Source organism: Janibacter sp. RAF52, from assembly GCF_052114035.1.
GTDB classification, from domain to species: domain Bacteria; phylum Actinomycetota; class Actinomycetes; order Actinomycetales; family Dermatophilaceae; genus Janibacter; species Janibacter hoylei.
Window position 1 is genome coordinate 32,411 of sequence record NZ_JBFRDY010000013.1, and the last position, 22,967, is coordinate 55,377.

The window sequence follows — 22,967 nt, forward strand, 5'->3', positions numbered from 1 at the left end:
CGCCCGGATCATCCATGCAACAGGGGCAGTAAGTCATGCCGGACCCAGCGACCAACACCCCCATCATCGAGGGCACGAAGAAGGTAACGGGCCTTGACTGCGCGAGCCGTCGGGCGGACCTGACCATCCACTGACCTGCTCTTCACGCCCGGATCACGTGCGGGGGCAGCCGGGTTCACACCGACGGGACTTCCGCTCGCTCGACAAGGTGACGACCCGCGGCTCCCGGGCCTACACGCAGGCGAGCTTCGAGATCGTCGACCGCGAGCGGGGACTGCACCGCGTGCGCTGAGTCGCCTCCACCGGGACCCCGGCCCTTCGAGACGCTTGCAGAGCAAGCTCCTCAGGGACCGGGTCTGGGCCTGCAAGCTCCTCAGGGACCGGGTCTGGGCCTGCAAGCTCCTCAGGGACCGGGGTCTTGGCATGCGGCGGCCACTCAGGGACCGGGGACGGGTGTAGCATCTACTACGTCATGTCGTATTCATCGACGTAGTAGGAGCCGGGATGGACGTCCTCGACCTCGCACGGTGGCAGTTCGCGATCACCACCGTCTACCACTTCTTCTTCGTGCCGATCACGATCGGGCTGTCCGCGATCGTCGCCTGGTACCACTCGCGGTGGATCCGCACGCGGGACGAGGGCCACCTGCGGATGGCGAAGTTCCTCGGCAAGCTCTTCACGATCAACTTCGCCCTCGGCCTGGTCACCGGCATCGTGCAAGAGTTCCAGTTCGGGATGAACTGGTCGACCTACAGCCGCTTCGTCGGCGACATCTTCGGCGCTCCGCTGGCCCTGGAGGCCCTGCTCGCCTTCTTCCTCGAGTCGACCTTCCTCGGCCTGTGGATCTTCGGCTGGGGCCGCATCCCCGAGCGACTCCACGCGGCCTGCATGTGGATCGTGCACGTCGGCACCCTGCTGTCGGCGTACTTCATCCTCGCCGCCAACTCCTTCATGCAGCACCCCGTCGGCTACCGGATCAACGAGGAGACCGGCCGCGCCGAGATGGCCGACTTCGTCGCGATCCTCACCAACCCGGTGCAGCTCGTCGCCTTCCCCCACGTCATCACCGCCTGCTACCTCGTCGGCGGCGCCATGGTCATGTCCGTCGGCCTCTTCCAGCTGCGCCGGCACACGACGAAGGGAGGCGACGCCACCGACCGCAGGATGTACCGGCACGCGACGCGCCTGGGTGCCGTCGTCGTCCTGGTCGCCGGCCTCGGCGTCGCCATCAGCGGCGACCTGCAGGGCAAGGTCATGACCGAGGTCCAGCCGATGAAGATGGCCGCGGCCGAGGCCCTCTACGACACCCCGCCGAAGGGCGAGTGCGCCCCCTTCTCCGTGCTGACCGTCGCCGGCCTCGGCGGCGAGGACCCCACGCACGTCATCGAGATCCCGTGCCTGCTCTCCTTCCTCGGCACCGGCACGTGGGACGGGGAGGTCCGCGGCATCGTCGACCTGGAGAACGAGTACCGCGCCACCTTCGCCGACGGCGAGCTCACCCAAGCGGACAACTACGTCCCGCCGATCGCGATGACCTACTGGAACTTCCGCCTGATGATGGCCACCGGCTTCTTCGCCATGGCCGTCGGCGCCTGGGTCCTGTGGGCCACCCGCAAGGACCGCGTCCCGATGCAGCGGTGGGTGGCGGCACCGATCGTCCTCACGCCCATCGCCACCGTCCTCGGCCACAGCTTCGGGTGGATCTTCACCGAGGTCGGCCGCCAGCCCTGGGTCGTCTTCGGCGAGATGGCCACGCACACGGCCGTCTCCCCGTCGGTCGGGACCGCCGACGTGTGGACGTCGATGATCGTCTTCACCCTCCTCTACGGCGGCCTGGCCGTCGTCGAGGTCCGGCTCCTGCTCGCCACCATCCGCAAGGGCGCCGAGCCCTTCGAGCAGCCCCGCGTCGTCGAGGACGACGCGCCGCTCGAGTTCGCCTACTGACCGGGAGCACTGACATGGATCTCATCACCATCTGGTTCGTCCTGCTGGCCGTGCTGTGGGCCGGCTACCTCATCACCGAGGGCTTCGACTTCGGTGTCGGCATGCTCCTGCCCGTGCTCGACCGCGCCCCGGGGGACGAGGGCCCCGAGCGGGAGGGACGGCGGCGCACGATGCTCACGACGATCGGCCCGCACTGGGACGGCAACGAGGTGTGGCTGCTCACCGCGGGCGGCGCGACCTTCGCGGCCTTCCCGCACTGGTACGCCACGATGTTTTCCGGCATGTACCTGGCGCTGCTGCTGCTGCTCGTCACGCTCATCCTGCGCAACATGGGGCTGGAGTACCGGCACAAGCGGCACGACCGCGAGTGGGTGCGCCGCTGGGACCTGGCCATCGTCGGCGGGTCCTACCTCGCCCCCTTCGTCGTCGGCGTCGCCCTGACCAACCTCGTCGCGGGCCTGCCGATGACCGAGCACACGATGGGCAGCACCGTCTACACGGAGTTCGACGGCAACCTGCTCAGTCTCTTCACGCCGGTGGCGGTCCTCGGTGGCCTCACACTCACCGCGGCCTGCCTGACGCACGGCGCGCACTTCCTTGCGCTGAAGACCACCGGCGACGTCCGCACCCGAGCCCGCTCCGTCGCCACCCGCAGCGGCCTCGTGACCGCGGTGCTCGCCGTGGTCCTCTTCGGCTGGCTCGGCGCGCAGCGCGGCACGACCGCCGCGTGGGTGACGATGGCGCTGGCCGCCGTCGCGCTCCTCGCCTCGATCGCCGCCAATGCGAAGGGGGCGGAGGGCTGGGCCTTCGTCGGGACCACCACGACGATCGGCCTGACCGTCGTCAGCTACTTCCTCATGCTGACGCCCAACGCCATCAACGGTCGCGGCGACAGCCCCGACCTGACGCTCGAGGCCGCGGCCAGCTCACCGATGACCCTGGAGATCATGACCTGGGCGGCGGTCGTCTTCACGCCGATCATGCTCGCGTACACGGCGTGGACCTACTGGGTCTTCCGGCGCCGCCTCTCGGTCGAGCACCTGCCGGCACGGCCGGCCGTGGACGCCGGGGCCCGCTGACGTGCGCCCCTTCGACCCGCGCATCCTGCGGGTGGCGCCGGCCACCCGCAGGCCGGTCGCGACGCTCGCGGTCGTCGGCGTCGCGCAGGGCGTCGCGACGATCGCGACGGCCTTCGCCCTCGCCGCGCTCGTCGTGGCGGTCGTGCGCGGGTCCGACCTCGTGGGGCCGGCGCTGTGGACCGGCGCGCTCTTCGCCGCCCGGGCCCTGCTCGGCGCGGTCTCCGAGACGGTGGCGGCACGGGCCGGCGCGCTCGTCGCGACGCAGCTGCGCGAGCAGCTGATCGGGGTCTGGTCACGGCGACCGGCGGACGGGCGCCGCCACGGCGGGGAGGGGGACGCCCCCTTCGCCGCGACGGCACTGACGCTGGCCACCCAGGGCACGAGCGCCGTCGAGCCCTATGTCGCGCGGTACCTGCCCGCCCTGGTCTCGGCGGCCGTCGTGCCGCCGCTCGCCATCGCCTGCCTGCTCGTCGTCGACTGGCCGAGCGCGGTCATCGTCGTGCTGACGGTGCCGCTGCTGCCCCTGTTTGCCGCCCTCATCGGCGCGACGACGCAGGAGGACACCGAGCGCCGCTGGGGTGCGCTCCGTGACCTGTCGGGGCACTTCCTCGACGTGGTGCGCGGGCTGCCCACCCTCGTCGCCTACGGCCGGGCCGAGCGACAGGTCACGACGATCGGCGAGGTGAGCCAGCGTCACCGCCGGGCGACGATGCGCACGCTGCGGCTGGCCTTCATGTCCGCCGCGGCCCTCGAGCTGCTCGCGACGATCTCGGTCGCGATCGTCGCCGTCGCGGTCGGCCTGCGCCTCACGCACGGGTCGATCGACCTGCTCGTCGGGCTCACCGCGATCCTGCTCGCGCCGGAGGCCTACTGGCCGATCCGCCGGGTGGGCACGGAGTACCACTCCGCCGCCGACGGCGCGGCCGCCCTCGACGACATCCTCGCCGAGCTCGACGAGCCGCATCTCCCCAGGGACATGCGGACTGGCGGCGGCGGGGCCGGCCAAGTCGTCACCCTCGCCGGCGTCACCTACACCCACCCCGGGGCGAAGGGAGCGACGCTCACCGACGTCGACCTCACCGCCGGTCCGGGCCTGACCGTGGTCACCGGGGCCTCGGGCTGCGGCAAGACGACCCTGCTCGAGCTCGTCGCCGGCATCCGCCGACCCGACCGGGGCGAGGTCCGCGCCGGTGACGTGCACCTGGTGACCCAGCGACCCTTCCTCGGCGCGGGCACCCTGCGCGCCAACCTGACGATCGGGGGGCCGCAGGAGTCGGTGGACGTGTGGCGGGCGCTGCACGAGGTCGGTCTCGACGAGCTCGTCGCCGCGCTGCCCGAGGGCCTCGAGACGCGCATCGGCGACGACGGCTTCGGCCTGTCGGCGGGTCAGCGGGCCCGCCTCGTCCTCGCCCGCGCCCTCCTCTCCAACGCTCCGGTCGTGCTCCTCGACGAGGTCACCGCGCACGTCGACCCGGGCTCCGTCGACGCCATCGGCGCGGTGATCGAGCAGCTCGCCGCCACACGCACCGTCATCGCCGTCACCCACCAGCCCGACCTCGTGGCCCGGGCCGACGAGCACCTCGCGCTGACGCAGCCGGAGGTCGTCCGATGAGGCCGCTGCACCTGAGCCGCGGGCTCGTCGTCGCCGGGCTGCTCGGCGGGGTGGCCACCGCGGCCGGCATCGCCCTCACGACGACGTCGGGCTGGCTCATCGTCCGCGCCGACCAGCGGCCGCAGATCATGCTGCTGCTCACCGCGATCGTCGCCGTGCGCACCTTCGGCCTGGCCCGACCGGTCTTTCGTTACTGGGAGCGCCTGCGCAGCCACGACACCGCCCTGGCCGACCTCGCCGACGCCCGCACGGACACCTACCGCCGACTCATCCCGCTCACCCCCGCGCGGCTGGGGCGGCGCGGCCGCACCGACGTGCTCACCGGCGTCGTCGACGACCTCACCGACGTCGTCGAGGCCTCGGTCCGCGTCACCGTGCCGGCCCTGTCCGCCCTCACCGCCGGCGTGCTCACCGCGGCACTCACCGCCCTCGTCGACCCGCAGGTCGGCCTCGTCATCGCCGGCATGCTCCTGGCGGTCGCGGGCGTGGCCGTCGTCGCCGACCGGCTCGAGTCGCGCGCCCAGGGTGCCGTGCTCGACGCCCGGGGCGAGGTCGCCCGGGTCGCGCAGCTCGTCACCGCCCAGGCCGACGAGCTGCGCGCCGTCGGCGGCACCGGCACCGCAGCCGGCTGGCTGCGCTCCGCGCACGAGCAGCTGCGGGCCGCCACGCGTCGGCAGGCCCGCGGCCGGTCCCTCTCTGCCGCAGCGGTGCTCGTCATCACCGGGGTCGCGACACTCACCGCTGCCGCGCTGTCCGCGACGTCGGATGCGAGCGCGCCCGTGCGTGCCCTGCTCGTCCTCGCCCCGGTCGCCACCGGCGAAGCGCTCGGAGTGCTCACGGAGGCGACCCGGGCGCTGGCTCGTGCCCGCGCCAGCGCCGACCGCCTCGACGACCTGCTCGAGCAGCAGCCGGTGGTGACCCTTCGAGACGGTCGAGGGGCGACCGCCCACGCGGCACGTGGGACACACTCCGGGACCGGGGGGCGCGGCGCCCCGCGGCTCGAGCTGCGCGGCCTGACGGCCGGCTGGCTACCCGGCCGCACCGACGTGGGTCCGGTCGACCTGACGGTCGAGCCGGGCGAGCACCTCGCCCTCACCGGCCCCAACGGCGCCGGCAAGTCCACCCTCCTGGCCGTGCTCGCCCGCCACCTCGACCCGAGCTCGGGGACGTACACCGTCGACGGCACCGACGTGACGGCCCTGCCGCTCGACGAGGTGCGCGACCTCGTCGCGGTCGTCGACGACGAGCCGCACGTCTTCGCCGGCACCCTGCGTGCCAACCTGACCCTCGCGGCATCCGAGGCCGACGACGCGGCGCTCGTCGACTCCCTTCGTCGAGCGGGGCTCGGAGGCTGGCACGCCGCGCTCCCCGACGGCCTCGACACCCGGCTCGGCACCGGCGGACGCGGCATCTCCGGCGGCGAGCGCGCTCGCCTGTCCATCGCCCGCGCCATCACCAGCGGGCGGCCGGTCATCCTGCTCGACGAACCCGTCGCCCACCTCGACCACGCGACGGCCGAAGCCGTCATCGCCGACCTGCTGCAGCACGCCGGTGACCGGTCGGTGATCATGGTGACCCACCACGGCACCGGCCTCGACCGGATGCACCGGACCGTGACCATCACCGAGGGAGGAGCCCACCATGGCCAAGCACGCATCGCTCGGTGATCTCGAGCAGGCGGTCATGGACGTCCTGTGGTCCACCGACAGCGGCCTCACCGTCCGCGAGGTGCTGGCCGGGCTCACCGGTCGCGACCTCGCCTACACCACCGTCATGACGGTCCTCTCCCGTCTCGAGGCGAAGGGAGTGACCACCCGCGAGCGCGACGGCCGAGCCTGGCGATACCGCCCGGCGGCGAGTCGCGAGTCGCTCACCGCGGAGGCGATGCGCAGCCCGCTGCACGACCTGAGCAGCCAGGAGCGGCAGGCGGCGATCCTGCACTTCCTGTCGGAGGCGAGTGCCGACGACCTCGCCGCGGTCCGCGAGGCCATGGCCGAGGTCGAGGCCCAGGGCGACCGGCCCCGCCGTCGTCGAGGACGGGGTCAGGCAGACTCTCGAGGGTGATCGCCGCCCTGCTGCTGCTCTGCGCAGCGGCACTCCTCACCGCGCCGCGCCTGCTCGTGCGCATCGAGAGGCTGCGCCGCAGCCCGCGGGCGGCGCTCTTCGTCTGGCAGTCGCTCTCCCTCTCGGCCGTCCTGTGCCTGCTCACCGCGGCACCCCTGGCCCTTGTGCACCCGCGGCCGCAGTCGACCCCCGTCGAGGTTGCCGTGCTCGTCGTGGCCGGCATCGCCTCGATCGGCGTGCTCGTGCGGCTGCTGCTCAACGGGCACGACGTCGGCACCCGCATCCGGACGGCTCGGGCCGAGCACCGCCAGCTCGTCGACCTCGTCGGTCGCCACGAGGGCGACCACACCCGGGTCCTCCCCTCGGAGCGGCTCTCCGCCTACTGCGTCCCCGGCGCCGGGTCCCGACTCGTCATCACCGAGGCGGCCCTGATCGCCCTGCCCGACGACGAGCTCGCCGCGGTCGTGGCCCACGAGGAGGCCCACCTGCGCGAGCGGCACGACCTCGTGCTCGAGTTCTTCACCGTCCTGCACACCGCGACCCCGAGGCTGCTGCGGACCGACGCCGCACTGCGCGAGGTCGCCCTGCTCGTCGAGGCGCTCGCCGACCGGGCCGCTCGCGAGGAGGTCGGCGAGGTCGCCCTCGGGCGGGCCCTGGTCTCCCTCGCCGAGGCGGCGCAGGCCGAGCTGACACCCGGCGTCTCGGCCGGCGCGGGGGCGGCTGCCGCACGCCTCCGGTTGCTCGTCGCCGACGACCCGGCCCCGTGGCAGACGCTCGTGCTCTACGGCATCTGCGTGGCGGCCTTCGTCACCCCACCGGTGCTCGCGGTCATGGTCGCGATCTGAGGCGGGCTCACTCCTCGTCGCGTCGGACCGGCCGCCAACGGGTGGGGCCGCCGTTGTCCTGCTGGGGCGGGCCCCACGTGCCGCCGATGCTCGGCGGGTCCTGCGGCCCGGGCTCGTACTCGCCGTAGGACTGCTCGAAACCTTGAGCAGGGGCGCCGGGCGGAGGCTGCGGACTCACTTCGACCCGCTGCTGGGTGAGGAAGTCGCCGTGGCGCCCGGCCCGCTCGGGAGGCGGCTGCGGGATGCCGTCGGACCCGCCCGGCCGGTCCGACTGGTCGGGCATGCCGGCCGGCGGACGGCCGGTGGTCGCCAGCCCGAAGTCGCGGATCGCGCCGCGCTCCTCGTAGGCGCGCAGGACGGCGACGAGGTGCTGCTGGGTCGCGGTGTCGACCGGGCGGCCGGTCGACGCGAGATAGGTGAGCAGCCCGAGATCGCGGTAATGCTGGTCGATCTCGGACTGGCCGCGGCTCGCGGTGGCCGCGTCGAGGGCCTGGTCGGCCCGGCCCGCGAGGCTGTCGTAGCCGGCCCGCGCCCTGTCGAAGAAGCCCACGGTCATCCCTTCGCTCGGGGCGGGCCCGATCGGCCCGACGGACTCCTCACCCTAGGGGCGCCGGGCCCGGCGCGTCATGCTGCAGCCCCGTGGCCGGAGGGCGATCTGACGGGGAGACCTCCCCGTCGGCGGCACTGTCGGGTCGGGCACCGATCGCTCTAGAGTGACGGTCACGTGACGCCCGCAGGGGGCGGCCGAGCTGAAAGGTCCACGCATGCCCATTCACGGTTCCCTCTTCCAGGACTTCAAGGAGGAGCAGAGCTCCGACCAGTTCTCGCTGCAGAACAAGAAGCTGCTCAAGATCCAGATGGGCCACGGCCCGGTCATGGCGCGCACCGGGTCGATGGTCGCCTACCAGGGCGATGTCCGCTTCGAGAACAAGGGCTCCGGCGGCGTCGGCAAGTTCCTCAAGCAGGCCGCGACCGGCGAGGGCGTCAAGATGCTGACCTGCACCGGTCAGGGCGAGCTCTTCGTCGCCAACGAGGCGCAGGAGATCCAGGTCATGTACCTCGAAAACGACATGATCTCCGTGAACGGCAACAACGTGCTCGCCTTCAGCGCCTCGATCGACTGGGACATCCAGCGCATCCAGGCCCGCGGCGCCGCGATGACCGGCGGCCTCTACAACGTCACCCTCCGCGGCAGCGGCTACGTCGCCATCACGACGAAGGGGGAGCCCGTCGCCCTCGACGTCGCGAGCGCCCCGACCTTCGGTGACGCGCAGGCCGTCGTCATGTGGACCGGCGGCGTCCGGATGGACATCAAGGTCGACACCGGCGGGATGAAGTCGATGCTGCGCGGTGGCACCGGCGAGACCTTCCAGATGGCCTTCGGAGGTCAGGGCTACGTCCTCGTCCAGCCGGCCGAGTCGGTGACCGACGGCGGCCACCAGAGCTCCGGTGGCAGCAGCGGCGGGCTGAGCGACCTGCTCGGTGGCTGACCCGCGACCGCGGTGGCCGGTGGCGCTCGTGGGTCTCGCCACGGGCGCCACCGCTGTCCTCGCACTGGCCGGAGCCGTCGGCATAGCCGAGTCCCACCTTGTCGGCGGGCGGACGCAGCAGTGGTGCGAGGAGCTCACCGACGACCCGACGGTGACCGTACGGGAGCGCTGTGCGCGCGAGCGGGTCAACACCAATGTCGTCGCGCCCGACCAGCACGTCGTGGAGTTCTACTACGCCGACTCCGGCGGTATCCGTTACGAGCCGCACCCGTGGCCGCTGGACGGTGAGGTCGAGGTGGACTTCGGCGACGGCGAGGTGACCCTGCGCAACGACGCCGGCATGTCGGCGACCTACCCGGACGAGGTCTACCGCGACGCGAGGTGAGGCTGGCTCCCTCCGGCCTCTGGGTGGGGCGACTCAGCGCACGACGACGGTCGAGCCGACCGGCATGAGGTCCTCGTCCCAGATCATGTCCATGGCCGCATTGCTCACGCGCGCGCAGCCGTGCGAGGCGGGGTAGGCGGGGATCGAGCCGGACCCGTGGACGGCGTAGCCGCCGTAGAAGTAGCGCGGGCTGTAGAGGGTGCCGAGCGGCGCGACCTCCGACCCGCGGAAGGTGCGACCGACGGTGAAGGTGCCCGTGGGGGTGACCGCGACCGCGGGCTGCCCGCGGGAGATGTAGGTCTCGCCCGATGCGGTGCTCGTGTTGATGACGTACTTCAGCTCGCCCCCGCGCACGACCATGAGCACCTGCCGCTCCAGGTCGATCTCGACGCGGTTGGTCGGACCGCTCGGCAGGGGGGGGAGGACCCCCTTCGCCAGGGCGTCCAGGGTCTTGCGGCCGGCGATGCCGTCACGGTCCAGCCCGGCCGACTTCTGCAGGGCCATGACCGCCTGCGAGGTCAGGTGACCGTAGGTCCCGTCGGGGGTGCCGAGCCAGTAGCCGGCGGCATTGAGGTCCTGCTGCAACCGCCGCACCCGGGCGCCCTCGTCACCGGGACGAAGGGGGCGGCTCGAGGTCGCCTGCGAGGTCGGCGAGCTCGTCGGGCCGGCCGAGGTGGACGAGCTGGACGACGTGGCGCTCGGCGACCGGGTCGGCGAGCTCGTGGTCGCCTCCGGCGACGAGGCCCCGGTGGGTGTGGCCTGCGGCGCCGTCTGCGACCCGCACCCGGCGAGTGCGATGCCGGCGACGAGGGCCGCGAGCGGCAGTCGTGCTCGTGCCATGTGTCCTGCTCCCCTGCTCCGACCGCGCGCCCCCTGCGCGCGGTATCGACATCATGGACGCCCCGCCGGGGCTCCGGGTTGCCTCGCGCGCCGGGAGTGACCGAGACGTGACCTCCCGGGGTGCGCCGGAGGCCCGGGAGCAGCCATGCGCCACAATCGTCGACATGACTGACCTCCCCACCGCCGGCGACTCCGGCTGGAGCGACCCCGACACGCTCGGCGCCATCCCGCCGGTCGTCGCGGTCACCTACTGCGGTCACTGCGGCACGTCCGCCAGCAAGGGCAACCACGTGCTGTGCCGCCAGGAGCTGGCAGCCCACGCCCCGACCTACTGCACCACCTGCCGCCGCAAGCTCACGGTCGCCACCGAGGGCACGACGTGGACGGCCACGTGCAAGAAGCACGGCGAGACGAGCGGCACGACGGGCGAGGCCTGACGACTCAGCAGGTCCCGCCGCCGAGCAGGTCGGTGAGCGCTGACCGGAGAGCGGCCACCTGCGCCGGCCCGATCCGCTCGGCCCAGTCGCGCTCGACCTCCTCGAAGAGACGGCCGACGACGGCCTGGGCGCACTCCCCCTTCGCCGTGAGGCTGACGATGCGCGCCCGCTGGTCCTGCGCGTCCGGCTCGACGGCGACGTACCCGTTGCGCTCGAGGTGGGCGATCTGCTGGCTGACCGCCTGCTTGGTCACCCCGCACCGGTCGACGATCTCGCGCGCCCGCCGGGGCCCTTCGGACAGGTGCCGCAGGACGTTGGCCGAGTGAGCCAGCGAGAGCCCCTCGATCTCGGAGTCACGCAGCCGCGTCTCGAAGTCGGCGACGAAGCTCGCCTGGGCGCGGGCGAGGAGGTTGACGAGCGGTGCCTGCCCCTCGCCGGGGCACGAGCCGGCCAGCGGGGAGGGCAGGTCGGGGGTCATGCGCCCATGGTAAGCCATTGGTCAAGGACTTGACTTTACTCGCCGGCCGCGATCACCATGGTCAAGCACTTGACCAAAACCCCCAGGAGTCCCCCCTGATGAACGTCCTCTTCCTCCTCGGCAGCCTGCGCGACGGCTCGACCAACCGCAGCCTCGCCGAGGCCGCCGCAGCCCACCTGCCCGAGGGCACGACCGCCACGTGGTTCAACCGCGGCGCCGACCTGCCGCACTACTCCGAGGACCTCGACATCGAGGGCTCGGTCCCGCAGGTCGCCACCGAGCTGCGCGAGGCCGTGGAAGCCGCTGACGCCCTCGTCGTCGTCACCCCCGAGTACAACGGCACCCTCTCGAGCGTCGTCAAGAACACCATCGACTGGGCCTCCCGCCCGCGCGAGGCCGCGAGCATCCACGGCACGCGCGCCATCGTCCTGGCCGCGTCCGGCGCCCCCTACGGTGCCGAGTGGGCCCGCAAGGACGCCGTCCGCTCGCTGCAGATCGCCGGCGCTGACGTCGTCGAGGAGACCTTCGGCGTCGGCTCCTCCTTCGAGGCCTTCGCCGACGGCAGACTCGTCGACAGCGACGCCGATGCCGCACTGCAGGCGCTCATCGCCCGCTTGGGTGCACCCGTCGCCGCCTGAGTCTCCTCACAGCACCCGGAGGGGGTCGACCGCCACGGTCGACCCCCTTCGTCGCGTCCGGCGGAGCAGAAGGGTTTTGCACAAAGGGTTCGAGAGTGCAAGAGTGCACTGTGTGACCGATAGTGCAACCATGCGAGCCGGCAGCCGCCGCTCCGCGATCATCGCCGCCGCTCAGCGGCTCGCCGTGGACTGCGGCTACTCAGGCTTCACCGTCGAGGACCTCGCCCGCGCCGTCGGGGTCTCGCGGCGCACCCTCTTCAACCACGTCTCCTCCAAGGAGGAGGCGGTCCTCGGCATGCTCCCCGAGCTCACCGACGAGCAGGCGCAGACCCTGCGCGACGGCGGCCCGACCGGCCACCTCGTCGACGACGTGCTCGCCGTCACCCTCGACCGCCTGCACGCCGACGACGGCACCCCCGCCGACTTCCAGCAGCTCCACGACGTCATCGAGCGCAACCCCGACCTCTTCGTCCGGGTCAAGGCCCACGTCGAGGACCTGAGCGAGCGACTCGTCACCCATCTCTCCGAGCGCGAGGGCGTCGACGACACCCGGGCCCGGATGGCTCTGGCCATCGTCGGCGGCGTCATCCAGCACTCCGTGGTCCAGTGCATTGCCACCCCCACCCTGGGCCCGCTCTCCGCCCGGGCCCGAGCCAACCTCACCATCGCCCGGGGGATCCTCGCCGACCAGGCGTAACCCCCTTCGTCCAGCACGATCGGCCTCGACGACGCGGCCGGCCCACCCCGACGCCTCGAAAGGCACCCTCATGGCCCACGCCCTCTACCGCCTCGGCCGGACCGCGTTCCGGCGCTGGCCGGTCTTCCTCATCGGCTGGCTCGTCGTCCTCATCGGCATCGGCGCCGTCGCCGGCACCCTCTCCAAGCCGCTGAGCGACAAATTCACGATCCCCGGTATCGAGTCGGAGCAGGCGCAGACCCTGCAGCAGGAGCTCTTCCCCGGCGCCAAGGACGCCTTCGACCAGGCCACCGGCACCGTCGTCGTCCAGGCACCGGCAGGCGAAAAGCTCTCCGACCCGGCCAATGCGGCAGCTGTCGAGGACCTGCTCACCGACCTGCGCGCCGCCCCCCAGGTCGGCGCCCCGGAGCAGTTCGTCGACCCCGTCGCCGCGGCGAAGGGGGTCGAGCAGCAGTACCTCGACCAGGCCAAGGAGAGCGGCCAGCCCACCGAGGTGGCGCGGGCCAACGCCGCCGCGGTCTCCCCGCTCACCGAGGATGGCCGCACCGGCCTGATCCAGTGGACCTTCGACGTCGAGACCGTCACCGACGTCGAGCAGACCAGCCGTGACGCCGTCACCGAGGCCGTCGACGACGCCCGAGACGCGGGGCTGACCGTCGAGGCCACCGGCACCGGCATGCAGGGTATGCCCGAGATGGGCATGACGAGCGAGCTCATCGGCATCGCCGTCGCCCTCGTCGTCCTCGTCCTGACCTTCGGCTCCCTCGTCGCTGCCGGCCTGCCGATCCTCACTGCCCTCGTCGGGGTCGGCATCGGCATCACGGGCATCACCGCGTCGACCGCGGTCTTCGACCTCGGCACGACGACCCCGATCCTCGCCTCGATGCTCGGTCTGGCCGTCGGCATCGACTACGCCCTCTTCATCCTCTCCCGCTACCGCACCGAGCTGCGGCGCACCACGGACCGCGAGCACGCGATCGGCCTGGCCGTCGGCCGCGCCGGGTCCGCCGTCGTCTTCGCCGGCCTGACGGTGATCATCGCGCTCGTCGCGCTGGCCGTCGTCAACATCCCCTTCCTCACCGCGATGGGCCTGGCCGCCGCCGCCACGGTGCTCGCCGCCGTGCTCGTCGCCCTCACGCTGCTGCCCGCCGTGCTCGGGGCCCTCGGGCACCGCGCCTTCGCCGGCCAGATCCGCAAGGACAAGGCCGTCGACGAGGGGCAGCACGTCGACAACGGCGGCACGCGCTGGGCCCGGGCCATCGGCGCCCGCCCGGTCCTCGCCGCCCTCGTGGCCGTGCTCGCCCTCGGGGCCCTGGCCATCCCGGCCAAGGACCTGCACCTGGCCCTGCCGAGCGACTCGACCGCCGCCCCCGGCACCTCGCAGCGCGATGCCGCCGACCTCATCGCCGACGGCTTCGGCCGCGGCCAGGAGGCCCGGATGGTCGTCGTCGTCGACGGCCGCGACATCGAGGACCCGCGTCAGGCGCCCGCCGCATACGGCGAGGTCGCCCAGTGGCTCGGCCAGCTCGACGGGGTGACCAATGCCCAGGTCGTCGCGATGAACGACGAGGGCACCGGCGCCCAGGTCATGGTCACGCCCGCCGCGGGCGCGAGCGACGAGGCGACCGAGGAGCTGCTCCACACGATCCGTGACGGCATCCCCGCGCAGGAGGAGGCCACCGGCACGACCCTCGGCGTCACCGGCCTCACCGCGATCCAGACCGACGTGTCGCAGAAGCTGCAGGACGCCCTCGTGCCGTACCTCGCGGTCGTCGTCGGCCTCGCCTTCGTCCTGCTCATGCTCGTCTTCCGCTCGATCCTCGTGCCGCTCACCGCGACGCTCGGCTTCGTGCTGTCGACCCTGGCGACGCTCGGCGCGACCGTGGCGATCTTCCAGGAGGGTGCCTTCGGCCTGGTCGACGGGGCACCGCTCGTCAGCTTCCTGCCGATCCTCATGATCGGCATCGTCTTCGGGCTGGCGATGGACTACCAGGTCTTCCTCGTCACCCGGATGCGTGAGGCCTACGTCCACGGCGACACGGCCCGCGAGGCCGTCGTCGACGGCTTCCGCCACGGCGCTCGCGTCGTCACCGCCGCGGCGCTCATCATGATCTCGGTCTTCGCCGCCTTCATGCTCCAGCCGGACAACCTCATCAAGTCGATGGGCTTCGCGCTCGCGGCCGCCGTCCTGCTCGACGCCTTCGTCGTGCGCATGGTGCTCATCCCCGCGCTGATGTACCTGCTCGGCGACAAGGCCTGGGCGATGCCGCGCTGGCTGGACAAGGTGCTGCCCAACGTCGACGTCGAGGGCGAGGCCCTCACCCGACGCACGTCGGCCGAGGAGCCCGCCGAGGACCTCGCCACCGTGGGGTGACCTCCCTTCGCCGCAGTGCAGGAGCGGCCGGCCCGATCTCGGGCCGGCCGCTTCGTCGTCCCCCGGGGAGCGCTCCCCCTCGCCCTCCCCCGGCCGCGCGCCTACGCTCGCCAGGACGAAGGGGGCATGAGACATGGATGCACGCACCGGTCGACGTGGGCCGGCCCTGGGTCGGCGGACCTTCCTGGCCCTGCTGGGCGCGAGCGCCCTCTCCGCCTGCGGGGACGACTCGGCCGAGGCCGAGCGGACCCCACTGGCCGGCGCGACCGTCCTCCGCCAAAACCTGCCGACGGATGTCGACGGCGTGCGGCTCATCGCCTTCAACATCGACCCCGACCGGGCGGGCCTGCACCTGGGGTCCGACCGGCGGACGATCCGGCTCGACGAGACCCTCTCGGTCGGCGGCACCCGCTACACCGTGGCGGAGCTGGTGCCGACGCACCCGGCACGCGGCGAGCACGCCAACGGATGGGTCTCCCTGACCCGCGAGTGACCGCACCCCTGCGACTAGGATCGTCGCAGCGGCGCTGGACTCGGGGCCGACGGCTCGGCAAGGGGTGAGCACAGTGGAGCGCACACGCGTGGCGGTCATGGGGGCCGGCAGCGTCGGCACCTACATCGGCGGCTGGCTGGCTGCCGGAGCCGATGTCACGCTCGTCGGGCGGCCACACCTCGTCGACGCGATCGAGCGCGACGGCCTCACCGTCACCGACCTGCGCGGCCGCACCCGGGTCGTGCGACCTGACGCCCTGACCCTCGCCACGGAGGCGAGCGCCACCGTCGGCGCGGACATCGTGCTGCTGACGACGAAGACCCTCGACCTGCAGGCCGCCGTCGCCCAGATCGCCCCCTACCTCGGTCACGACTCCATCGTCCTGTCCTTCCAAAACGGTCTGCGCAATGCGAGCGCGATCGACGAGGCACTCGCCGGCGCCTTCCCCAGCAGGGCCTCACGACCACTCGTGCTCTCCGGCATGGTGCCCTTCAACGTCGTGCGCTCCGGCGAGACCCACTGGACCCAGACGACGAGCGGGCACCTCGTCGCCAAGGACCACCCCCGGGTCGACCCCTTCGTCAAGGCGGCCCACGGGGCCGGCCTGCGCGTCGACGTCGAGCCCGACATGCGGGCGGTGCTCTACGCCAAGCTCCTGCTCAACCTCAACAACGCGATCAACGCGCTCACCGGCCTGCCGCTCGCCGTCGAGCTGCGCGACCGTGACTGCCGCGTCGTGCTCGCGGCCTGCCAGGACGAGGCACTCGCCCTCGCGCGGCGGCTCGGCATCACGCCCAGCCGGCTCACCCCGCTCCCCGCCTCCGCGATGCCACGCCTCCTGCGGACCCCGACGCCGGTCTTCGCCAACGTCGCCCGCGCCTCGCTCAAGGTCGCACCGACCGCCCGCTCGTCGATGGCCGACGACCTCGACGCCGGTCGCGCCACCGAGATCGACGAGCTGCAGGGCATCGTCGTCCAGCTGGGTGCCGACCACGGCTCGAGCACGCCCGTCTGCGTGCGGATCGTCGAGCTCGTGCGCGAGGCCGAAGCCGCCGGCCCCGACCGGCACCGGTGGACCGGGGCCCAGCTGCGCCGGGCTGTCGGCCTGTGAGCGCGCTCTCCGAGGTCGCACTCCCCCGCGTCGTCCTCCTCACCGACGCCCGGGGCGTCAACGTGACCGACACCGCCGCCGCCTGCACCTCAGCGCTGCGCGACGAAGGGCGTGAGGTCCACCTGATGGCGCTGTCGCCCGGCCCCGACCCGCTCGCCCGGCGCGCCCTGCGGGCCGTCGAGGCGACCGACGGCCTGCTCCTGCTCACCGCCCCCGGCCTGCTGGCCCGTCTCGACCCACGGGGTGGCACCCTCGCCGACGCGGGGACCGCCCTTCGCTACAAGGGGATCTCCACCGGTGTCGTCCTCGCGGCCGACCCGACGACGCCGGGCACCCTGCACGCCGTCGCCCTGCACAGCGAGGTGCTGCGACACCGCGAGCTGCCGCTGCTCGGGACGTTGGCACTGTCAGCGGGACCACAGGGTCTCTCGTGGTTGCTCCCGGAGGAGTGGGAGACGATGACGGCATGAGCGACTACCGGATCACCGTGGTGTGCACCGGCAACATCTGCCGGTCGCCGATGGGCGAGTGGCTGCTGCGCGAGCGCTTCGAGGCTGCTGGGCTCGGCCACCGCGTCGTGGTCGACTCGGCCGGCACCACCGCGTGGGAGGAGGGCAACCCCGCCGACCCGCGCACCATCGCGGCCATGCACCGTCACGGGCACACCGGCGACTACTCGAACCACCGGGCCCGCACCTTCGACAAGCGGAGGTTCGACGACCGCGACCTCGTGCTCGCCGCCGACCACGGCCACTACACGGTGCTGCGACGTCTCGCCGGTACCCGCGAGGCCAAGGACCGCATCCGGATGATCCGCTCCTACGACCCGAGCGGGCCGAAGGGAGACGACCTCGCCATCGCCGACCCCTGGTACGGCGACGACAACGACTTCGACCGCACCTATGCCGAGATCGATGCCGCGCTCGACGGCATCATCTCGCACGTCCGCCACGAGCTCGGAGAGTGAACCCATGACCCGTGGCCCCGCCCCCCTCGCCCTCGTCCTCGGCACCGCGCTGCTCCTCGGCGCCTGCTCCGGGTCACCCGAGGAGAGCCCCTCGAGCTCGGCCGCGTCGAGCCGCACGTCGAGCCCGACGGATGCGACGAGCTCGAGCACCTCGTCCGAGGGCAGCGAGACGTCGTCGGAGGGCAGCGAGACCTCCGCCTCCGGCGCAGGCGGCGGGCTCGACTGCGGCGCGGTGACCCCCGACGAGCTCGAGGAGTGGGTCGGCTTCCCCGTCGAGGTCTCCGATCTCTCAGGCCAGTGCAACGTCCTCCCCGGCGACGAGGCCGACCTCGGCGAAGGCACCGGATTTTCCTTGAGCTGGGGGCTCGCGGAGGACGGCACCAGCGTCGAGGACGCTGCCGCCAGCGACGAGTTCGCCGGCACGGGCGCCAAGACCGAGAGCCGCACCCTCGACGACGGCACGAAGGCCACCCTCGTCACCCTCGACCCGGCCGGCGCCTCAGGCGGCAACGTCTACCTCTTCGCCGAGCTCGACGGGGGACTCACCCTGACGGTCCTCGCGGCCGATCTCAACGGCGACCGCACGGACAAGCAGCTGACCACCATCGCCGAGGACGTCGCGCAGGCGTACACCTCCTGACCGGCCGTACCGGCCGGGCCTGCAGTGGACGCCGGGACCGGGCCCCCCTTCGTCTCTGGGAGGATGGCGCCATGCAGAGCCTCGCTGACGCCACGCCCCAGATCGCCCTCGGCGCGCTCGACGGTCGCTACCGTCCGGCCGTCGCACCGCTCATCGACCACCTGAGCGAGCCCGCGCTCAACCGGATGCGCGTGCACGTCGAGGTCGAGTGGCTCATCCACCTGACGAGCCGGCAGGTCGTGCCCGGCGTGCGCCAGCTGACCACCGACGAGCAGGCCGCCCTGCGGCAGGTCGTCGAGGACTTCGGCCCCGAGGACATCGCCGAGCTCGCCGCGACCGAAAAGGTCACCCAGCACGACGTCAAGGCCGTCGAGTACTACCTCAAGGAGCGCCTGCGCCAGATCGCGCCGGCGCCCGAGGACGCCGGGCTGTGCGAGCTCATCCACTTCTGCTGCACGAGCGAGGACATCAACAACCTCTCCTACGCGCTCATGGTCCAGGGCGCCGTCGAGCAGGTCTGGCTGCCGCGAGCCGACGCCCTCGCCGAGGCCGTCGCGACGCTGGCTGACGAGCTGCGCGACGTGCCGCTGCTCGCCCACACGCACGGACAGCCGGCCACGCCGACCACGATGGGCAAGGAGCTCGCTGTCCTCGCGCACCGGCTCCTGCGGCAGGTGCGGCGCATCTCGTCCGACGAGTACCTCGGAAAGATCAACGGCGCCACCGGCACCTTCGGCGCCCACCTGGCCGCCGTGCCCGAGGCCGACTGGCTGGAGATCTCGCAGTCCTTCGTCGAGGGTCTCGGCCTGACGTGGAACCCGCTGACCACCCAGATCGAGTCGCACGACTGGCAGGCCGAGATCTACGCCGACATCGCGCGCTACAACCGGGTGCTGCACAACCTCTGCACCGACGTGTGGAGCTACATCTCCATGGGCTACTTCGCCCAGGTGCGTGGACAGGGCACCGTCGGCTCGAGCACGATGCCGCACAAGGTCAACCCGATCCGCTTCGAAAACGCCGAGGCCAACCTCGAGGTGAGCAATGCCCTCCTCGACGTGCTCGCGACGACGCTCGTCACCTCGCGCCTGCAGCGAGACCTGACCGACAGCTCGATGCAGCGCAACATCGGCACCGCGCTCGGCCACTCGCTCCTCGCGATCGACAACGCGGGCCGCGGCCTGGCCGGTCTCGACGCCGTGCCCGAGGCCATGGCGGCCGACCTCGACGCCAACTGGGAGGTGCTCGGCGAGCCGATCCAGTCGGTGATGCGGGCGCTGGGCGCCCGGGGCGTCGAGGGCATGGACGAGCCCTACGAGCGGCTCAAGGAGCTGACCCGCGGGCGCCGCATCGGTCAACCCGAGCTCGTCGACTTCGTCCGTGGGCTCGGCCTGCCGGCCGACGTCGAGGAGCGGGTCGCGGCGATGACGCCCGCCACCTACATCGGTATCGCGCCGCAGCTGGTCGACCTGCTCGACTGATCTGCCGGCGCCGGGTGGCTCAGCGCATGGCGGCGTAGAGCGCCAGCGCACTCGCGCCCCACCCGGCGGCGTTGGGGTGCACCCACTCGGAGAACTCGCGACCGGTGCCGAAGATCGGCACCAGCCAGGCATTGGACTGGCTGGCGAGGGGACGCGGGTCGATGCCGTGGGTGTAGCCACCCCAGTCCGGCTTGACGTCGACGAAGGTGAAGCCGCCCCGCCCGGTCGTGGATCGGTCCAGCTCGAGCATCGCGGCCCGCTGCGCCGTGTCGCCACGCCGCTGCAGCCGGTCGAGCTCCTGCCCGAAGTCGTAGGTCGAGCTCAGCTTGTGGCTCCGAGTGTTGATGAGGTGCGGGTAGCCCAGGAGGTAGACCTCTGCGCGACCACCGGAGCGGGCGTGCACCGCCTTGAGCACCGTCTTGGTGCGTGACTTGAGGGTGCCGATCTCGGCATTGGCAGCGTCGATGGCCTGCTTGCAGCCGGCCGCCGCCCGTAGCGCCATGCACTGCGTGGCGATCGTCGTGAACCCCAGGTCGTTGCCGCCGATCGTCACGAAGACCGCATCGGTCGAGGTCGTCACGGAGTCGATCTGCGGGCGTGCCACGAGCTGGCAGCGGACGGTGGCGGTGAAGAGGGAGCCCGCCGAGGCGCTCGAACGGATCGAGTAGGTGTAGGAGAAGTCGCGCTGGCTCGGCGTGCCGCACAGCTTGTCCGCCTTGGCCTGGCGCAGCCACTGGGCGCGTGCGTCGACCGCACCCACGGGGACGCGGTAGGTCCGGGTCCGCAGCGTCGGGGACCCGAGCTCACGCGGGGAGAGGATGTCGTCGATGACGCCGCCGCTGCACGCGGCCGTCGTGTGCGTGGCACCCTGCCGCGTCGCCACCCGCTGGCCGTAGTTGTTGGGTGAGCGCCAGCAGGTCTTCTCCACGTAGGCGCCGGCCCCGTTGCCGGCAGAGTAGGAGTCACCGAGCGTCACGTAGTGGGGTCGGGTCTTCGCTGCAGCGGTGGGCGCCGGGGCAGCAGACGCACCCCCAGAGGCACCTGCGACGAGGAGTGCCGCGGTCGCAGCGAGGGTGGACAGGACTCGAGGGCGACGCATGGCAGGCCTCCTGGCAGGGGGTCGATCGCCGGTGATCGACCTTGGTTACTCCAGAGTAACTTCAGGAGGTGGGGCGTGCACCAGATGCGTCTCACCCCGCGAGCAGCCCGCCCCCGTACCGGCGCTGCGGAGCACCTCGTGGGCCCGAGGGACCCACCTCGATCACTCTCGCGGCTCGTCGGCCGCGATCCGCCCTGCCCACGGCCACCAAACGCGGTCCCCCAGATCGGCCACGAGGGAGGGGACGAGGATCGAGCGCGTGACGATGGTGTCGAGCAGCACCCCGAAGGCGACGATGAAGGCGATCTGCGCGAGGAAGAGCAGCGGGATGACCCACAGCGCCGAGAAGGTCGCCGCGAGCACCACGCCCGCGCTCGTGATGACCCCGCCGGTCACCGCGACCGCCTGGGCGATGCCGCGGCGCGTGCCCACCTGCAGCGACTCCTCCCGCGCCCGCGTCATGAGGAAGATGGAGTAGTCGACCGCGAGCGCCACGAGGAAGACGAAGGCGAGGACAGGGGTCGACGGGTCTGCGCCGGGGTACCCGAGCAGGCCGAAGACCACCGCGGCGACCCCAAGCGTCGCCGCGAAGCCGAGCACGTTGACGACGACGAGCAACGCGGCCGCGGCGACCGATCGCAGCAGACCGACAAGGATGAGCGTGACGACGAGCAGGATCGCCGGGATGACGACGACGTAGTCGCGCTGGCTCGCGGCGTCGGTGTCGACGCTCGTGGCCGTCGCCCCGCCGACGAGGGCCTCGGGGCTCACGGCACGCACCTCGTCACGCAGCTCGAGCACGACCTCGCGCGCCTCGTCGGACTCGGAACCCACGGTGAGCGGCGCGCTCAGCAGGGCGTCGGAGCCGCCCCGCTCGGCCGACTCCTCGACGCGCTCGGCCACCTGCGGGTGGTCGGCGAGCACCGCCTTCGCCTCGGTCGTCGCGGACGCCGGGACGATCACCTGGACCGGCCGCTGGTCACCGCCGTCGAAGTGCCTGTCGATGACCTCCTGCCCACGCACCGACTCGACCTCGGTCGTGAAGAACTGCGCCTGCGTGATGCCCGAGGCGTCAAAAGTCGTCGCCGCGCCCGCCGCGACGAACATCGCGGCGGCGGTGACGACCCACGTGCGGCGCGGCCGTCGGGTGACACGGTCGGCGACGCCCTGCCAGAGGCGGTGCCGCGGCGCGTCGTCGCGGCGGGGCGGGGAGGGCCAGAAGGCTGCGCGCCCCAGCAGCGCCAGCACCGCAGGCAGCAGGGTGAGCGCGGCCACCATGGCCCCGACGATGCCGAGGGCGCCGACCGGCCCGAGACCCGAGATGTTGCCCAGGTCCGACAACAGCAGGCAGAGCAGGCCGGCGATGACCGTCAGCCCGCTCGCCATGACCGGGCCGAGCGTCTGCCGCCAGGCCACGCGCAGCGCGGGCAGCGGGTCGGCCCGGTGCAGCTCTTCGCGATAGCGGGCGACGAGCAGCAGCCCGTAGTCGGTCGCGGCCCCGACGACGAGGATGAAGAGGATGCCCTGGCTCTGTCCCGACAGCTGGATCCACCCGGCCTCGGCCATCGGGTGGATGACCAGCGCGGCCAGGGCCAGACCGCACACGCTCGTGACGAGCACGGCGAAGGGGAGGACCGGACTGCGATAGACGAGCACGAGGATGACGAGGACGACGGCGAGCGCGACGAGCAGGAGGATCCCGTCGATGCCCGCGAAGGCCTCACCGAGGTCAGCGGTGAAGCCGGCCGGTCCGGTCACGGAGACCTCTCCGGTCACGTCGAGAGCAAGGTCACCGCGAAGTGCGTCGACGACGCGTGTCGAGATCGCCTCGCCGTCGACACGCTCCTCGACCTCGGCGGCGTCGAGCTCGAGCGGGACGAGGACGGCCGCCCCGTCGTCAGCGGGGATCACCGGCAGGGTGTCGGACGCGAGCAGCTCACCCAGCGTGCCGGGCACGCTGTCGACCTGCTGGTCGGGCAACCGCTCGGCCCAGCCCTGCAGCAGGCCGATCGTCGACCGGTCGATGCCGCCGTCGTCCTCGACGACGAGCAGGAGGGGCAAGGTCGCGTCGGCGCCGAAGTCACCGAGTCGCGCGCTCACCTGCGTCGACTCGGCGTCGGCGGGCAGGAAGGACGCCTGGTCGTTGTCCTGCACGCTGCTCAGCTGCCCCACGAGCGGGCCACCGACGCCGGCCACGACAAACCAGAGCACGATGACGACGCCCGCGACGATGCGGGGCACGGCCGTGGGCCGTCTGCGGAGTGACATGCCCCAAACCTAGACGAGCATGGGA

Annotated in this window: 24 protein-coding genes; 19 read left to right on the forward strand and 5 right to left on the reverse strand. The window is 72.3% G+C overall.

What is annotated here, in order from left to right; translation table 11 throughout:
• Window positions 1-157 precede the first annotated feature (157 nt).
• The 7 genes from AB4Y78_RS14365 (at window position 158) to AB4Y78_RS14395 (ending at window position 7,544) form a co-directional block, all read left to right on the forward strand.
• Complete coding sequence (locus AB4Y78_RS14365; RefSeq protein ID WP_441715206.1) at window positions 158-292, forward strand: hypothetical protein; 135 nt, start codon at window positions 158-160, stop codon at window positions 290-292.
• Between the two features lie 212 nt (window positions 293-504).
• Entirely contained in the window at window positions 505-1,944 is a 1,440-nt protein-coding gene (locus AB4Y78_RS14370) for a cytochrome ubiquinol oxidase subunit I (RefSeq protein WP_441715208.1), read from the forward strand.
• Window positions 1,945-1,958: 14 nt separating this feature from the next.
• The gene (gene cydB / locus AB4Y78_RS14375; protein ID WP_441715210.1) at window positions 1,959-3,023 is read left to right on the forward strand and encodes a cytochrome d ubiquinol oxidase subunit II; all 1,065 of its coding nucleotides are present in this window, start codon (window positions 1,959-1,961) and stop codon (window positions 3,021-3,023) included.
• Between the two features lies 1 nt (window position 3,024).
• Window positions 3,025-4,635: a thiol reductant ABC exporter subunit CydD gene (cydD, locus tag AB4Y78_RS14380; protein WP_007924576.1), complete on the forward strand. Its 1,611-nt coding sequence runs from the start codon at window positions 3,025-3,027 to the stop codon at window positions 4,633-4,635.
• Window positions 4,632-6,302 carry a thiol reductant ABC exporter subunit CydC gene (gene cydC / locus AB4Y78_RS14385; RefSeq protein WP_007924575.1) on the forward strand — a complete coding sequence of 557 codons (1,671 nt, stop codon included), beginning with the start codon at window positions 4,632-4,634 and terminating at the stop codon, window positions 6,300-6,302. The genes cydD and cydC overlap by 4 nt, the downstream gene beginning before the upstream one ends.
• Window positions 6,277-6,699, forward strand: a complete 423-nt coding sequence (locus tag AB4Y78_RS14390; RefSeq protein ID WP_007924574.1) for a BlaI/MecI/CopY family transcriptional regulator — start codon at window positions 6,277-6,279, stop codon at window positions 6,697-6,699. Before cydC ends, AB4Y78_RS14390 begins: the two co-directional genes overlap by 26 nt.
• Window positions 6,696-7,544, forward strand: coding sequence for a M56 family metallopeptidase (locus AB4Y78_RS14395; protein WP_007924573.1), 849 nt, complete (start codon window positions 6,696-6,698; stop codon window positions 7,542-7,544). Before AB4Y78_RS14390 ends, AB4Y78_RS14395 begins: the two co-directional genes overlap by 4 nt.
• A 7-nt stretch (window positions 7,545-7,551) precedes the next feature.
• Here AB4Y78_RS14395 and AB4Y78_RS14400 read toward each other — a convergent pair whose 3' ends face one another.
• The gene (locus AB4Y78_RS14400) at window positions 7,552-8,094 is read right to left on the reverse strand and encodes a hypothetical protein (protein ID WP_040880559.1); all 543 of its coding nucleotides are present in this window, start codon (window positions 8,092-8,094) and stop codon (window positions 7,552-7,554) included.
• A 214-nt stretch (window positions 8,095-8,308) separates the two neighbouring features.
• Here AB4Y78_RS14400 and AB4Y78_RS14405 point away from each other — a divergent pair, with 214 nt between their 5' ends.
• Together AB4Y78_RS14405 and AB4Y78_RS14410 are read left to right on the forward strand one after the other, a co-directional pair.
• Entirely contained in the window at window positions 8,309-9,034 is a 726-nt protein-coding gene (locus AB4Y78_RS14405; protein WP_007924571.1) for an AIM24 family protein, read from the forward strand.
• Window positions 9,027-9,419 carry a hypothetical protein gene (locus AB4Y78_RS14410; protein ID WP_007924570.1) on the forward strand — a complete coding sequence of 131 codons (393 nt, stop codon included), beginning with the start codon at window positions 9,027-9,029 and terminating at the stop codon, window positions 9,417-9,419. Before AB4Y78_RS14405 ends, AB4Y78_RS14410 begins: the two co-directional genes overlap by 8 nt.
• Before the next feature lie 33 nt (window positions 9,420-9,452).
• Here AB4Y78_RS14410 and AB4Y78_RS14415 read toward each other — a convergent pair whose 3' ends face one another.
• Entirely contained in the window at window positions 9,453-10,259 is an 807-nt protein-coding gene (locus AB4Y78_RS14415) for a L,D-transpeptidase family protein (RefSeq protein WP_083853590.1), read from the reverse strand.
• A gap of 164 nt (window positions 10,260-10,423) precedes the next feature.
• Between AB4Y78_RS14415 and bsaP the strand changes: the two genes are divergently transcribed.
• Window positions 10,424-10,696 carry a biotin synthase auxiliary protein BsaP gene (gene bsaP / locus AB4Y78_RS14420; protein WP_007924566.1) on the forward strand — a complete coding sequence of 91 codons (273 nt, stop codon included), beginning with the start codon at window positions 10,424-10,426 and terminating at the stop codon, window positions 10,694-10,696.
• Window positions 10,697-10,700: 4 nt separating this feature from the next.
• Here bsaP and AB4Y78_RS14425 read toward each other — a convergent pair whose 3' ends face one another.
• Window positions 10,701-11,174 (reverse strand): MarR family winged helix-turn-helix transcriptional regulator, encoded by a 474-nt coding sequence (locus AB4Y78_RS14425; RefSeq protein ID WP_128277211.1) that lies wholly within the window; start codon window positions 11,172-11,174, stop codon window positions 10,701-10,703.
• A gap of 98 nt (window positions 11,175-11,272) precedes the next feature.
• Here AB4Y78_RS14425 and AB4Y78_RS14430 point away from each other — a divergent pair, with 98 nt between their 5' ends.
• The 9 genes from AB4Y78_RS14430 to purB all read left to right on the forward strand — a co-directional run bounded on the left by AB4Y78_RS14430 (window position 11,273) and on the right by purB (window position 19,575).
• Window positions 11,273-11,812 carry an NADPH-dependent FMN reductase gene (locus tag AB4Y78_RS14430; RefSeq protein ID WP_007924563.1) on the forward strand — a complete coding sequence of 180 codons (540 nt, stop codon included), beginning with the start codon at window positions 11,273-11,275 and terminating at the stop codon, window positions 11,810-11,812.
• Between the two features lie 130 nt (window positions 11,813-11,942).
• Window positions 11,943-12,509, forward strand: coding sequence for a TetR/AcrR family transcriptional regulator (locus tag AB4Y78_RS14435; protein ID WP_441715219.1), 567 nt, complete (start codon window positions 11,943-11,945; stop codon window positions 12,507-12,509).
• A 70-nt stretch (window positions 12,510-12,579) separates the two neighbouring features.
• Complete coding sequence (locus AB4Y78_RS14440) at window positions 12,580-14,883, forward strand: MMPL family transporter (protein ID WP_128277213.1); 2,304 nt, start codon at window positions 12,580-12,582, stop codon at window positions 14,881-14,883.
• A gap of 133 nt (window positions 14,884-15,016) precedes the next feature.
• A complete protein-coding gene (locus tag AB4Y78_RS14445; RefSeq protein WP_007924557.1) occupies window positions 15,017-15,376 on the forward strand; it encodes a hypothetical protein in 360 nt (119 codons plus the stop codon).
• A gap of 73 nt (window positions 15,377-15,449) precedes the next feature.
• The gene (locus AB4Y78_RS14450) at window positions 15,450-16,487 is read left to right on the forward strand and encodes a 2-dehydropantoate 2-reductase (protein WP_202865237.1); all 1,038 of its coding nucleotides are present in this window, start codon (window positions 15,450-15,452) and stop codon (window positions 16,485-16,487) included.
• A complete protein-coding gene (locus tag AB4Y78_RS14455; RefSeq protein WP_128277214.1) occupies window positions 16,484-16,957 on the forward strand; it encodes a hypothetical protein in 474 nt (157 codons plus the stop codon). The genes AB4Y78_RS14450 and AB4Y78_RS14455 overlap by 4 nt, the downstream gene beginning before the upstream one ends.
• The gene (locus tag AB4Y78_RS14460) at window positions 16,954-17,454 is read left to right on the forward strand and encodes a low molecular weight protein-tyrosine-phosphatase (protein WP_007924551.1); all 501 of its coding nucleotides are present in this window, start codon (window positions 16,954-16,956) and stop codon (window positions 17,452-17,454) included. The genes AB4Y78_RS14455 and AB4Y78_RS14460 overlap by 4 nt, the downstream gene beginning before the upstream one ends.
• 4 nt (window positions 17,455-17,458) lie before the next feature.
• Window positions 17,459-18,094 (forward strand): hypothetical protein, encoded by a 636-nt coding sequence (locus AB4Y78_RS14465; RefSeq protein WP_007924549.1) that lies wholly within the window; start codon window positions 17,459-17,461, stop codon window positions 18,092-18,094.
• Between the two features lie 71 nt (window positions 18,095-18,165).
• On the forward strand, window positions 18,166-19,575 hold the full coding sequence (purB, locus tag AB4Y78_RS14470; RefSeq protein ID WP_007924548.1) for an adenylosuccinate lyase: 1,410 nt from the start codon (window positions 18,166-18,168) through the stop codon (window positions 19,573-19,575).
• Window positions 19,576-19,594: 19 nt separating this feature from the next.
• Here the strand turns inward: purB and AB4Y78_RS14475 are convergent, their stop codons facing one another.
• Window positions 19,595-20,674 (reverse strand): SGNH/GDSL hydrolase family protein, encoded by a 1,080-nt coding sequence (locus tag AB4Y78_RS14475; RefSeq protein WP_441715223.1) that lies wholly within the window; start codon window positions 20,672-20,674, stop codon window positions 19,595-19,597.
• Between the two features lie 162 nt (window positions 20,675-20,836).
• On the reverse strand, window positions 20,837-22,942 hold the full coding sequence (locus tag AB4Y78_RS14480; protein WP_441715225.1) for an MMPL family transporter: 2,106 nt from the start codon (window positions 22,940-22,942) through the stop codon (window positions 20,837-20,839).
• Between the last annotated feature and the right edge of the window lie 25 nt (window positions 22,943-22,967).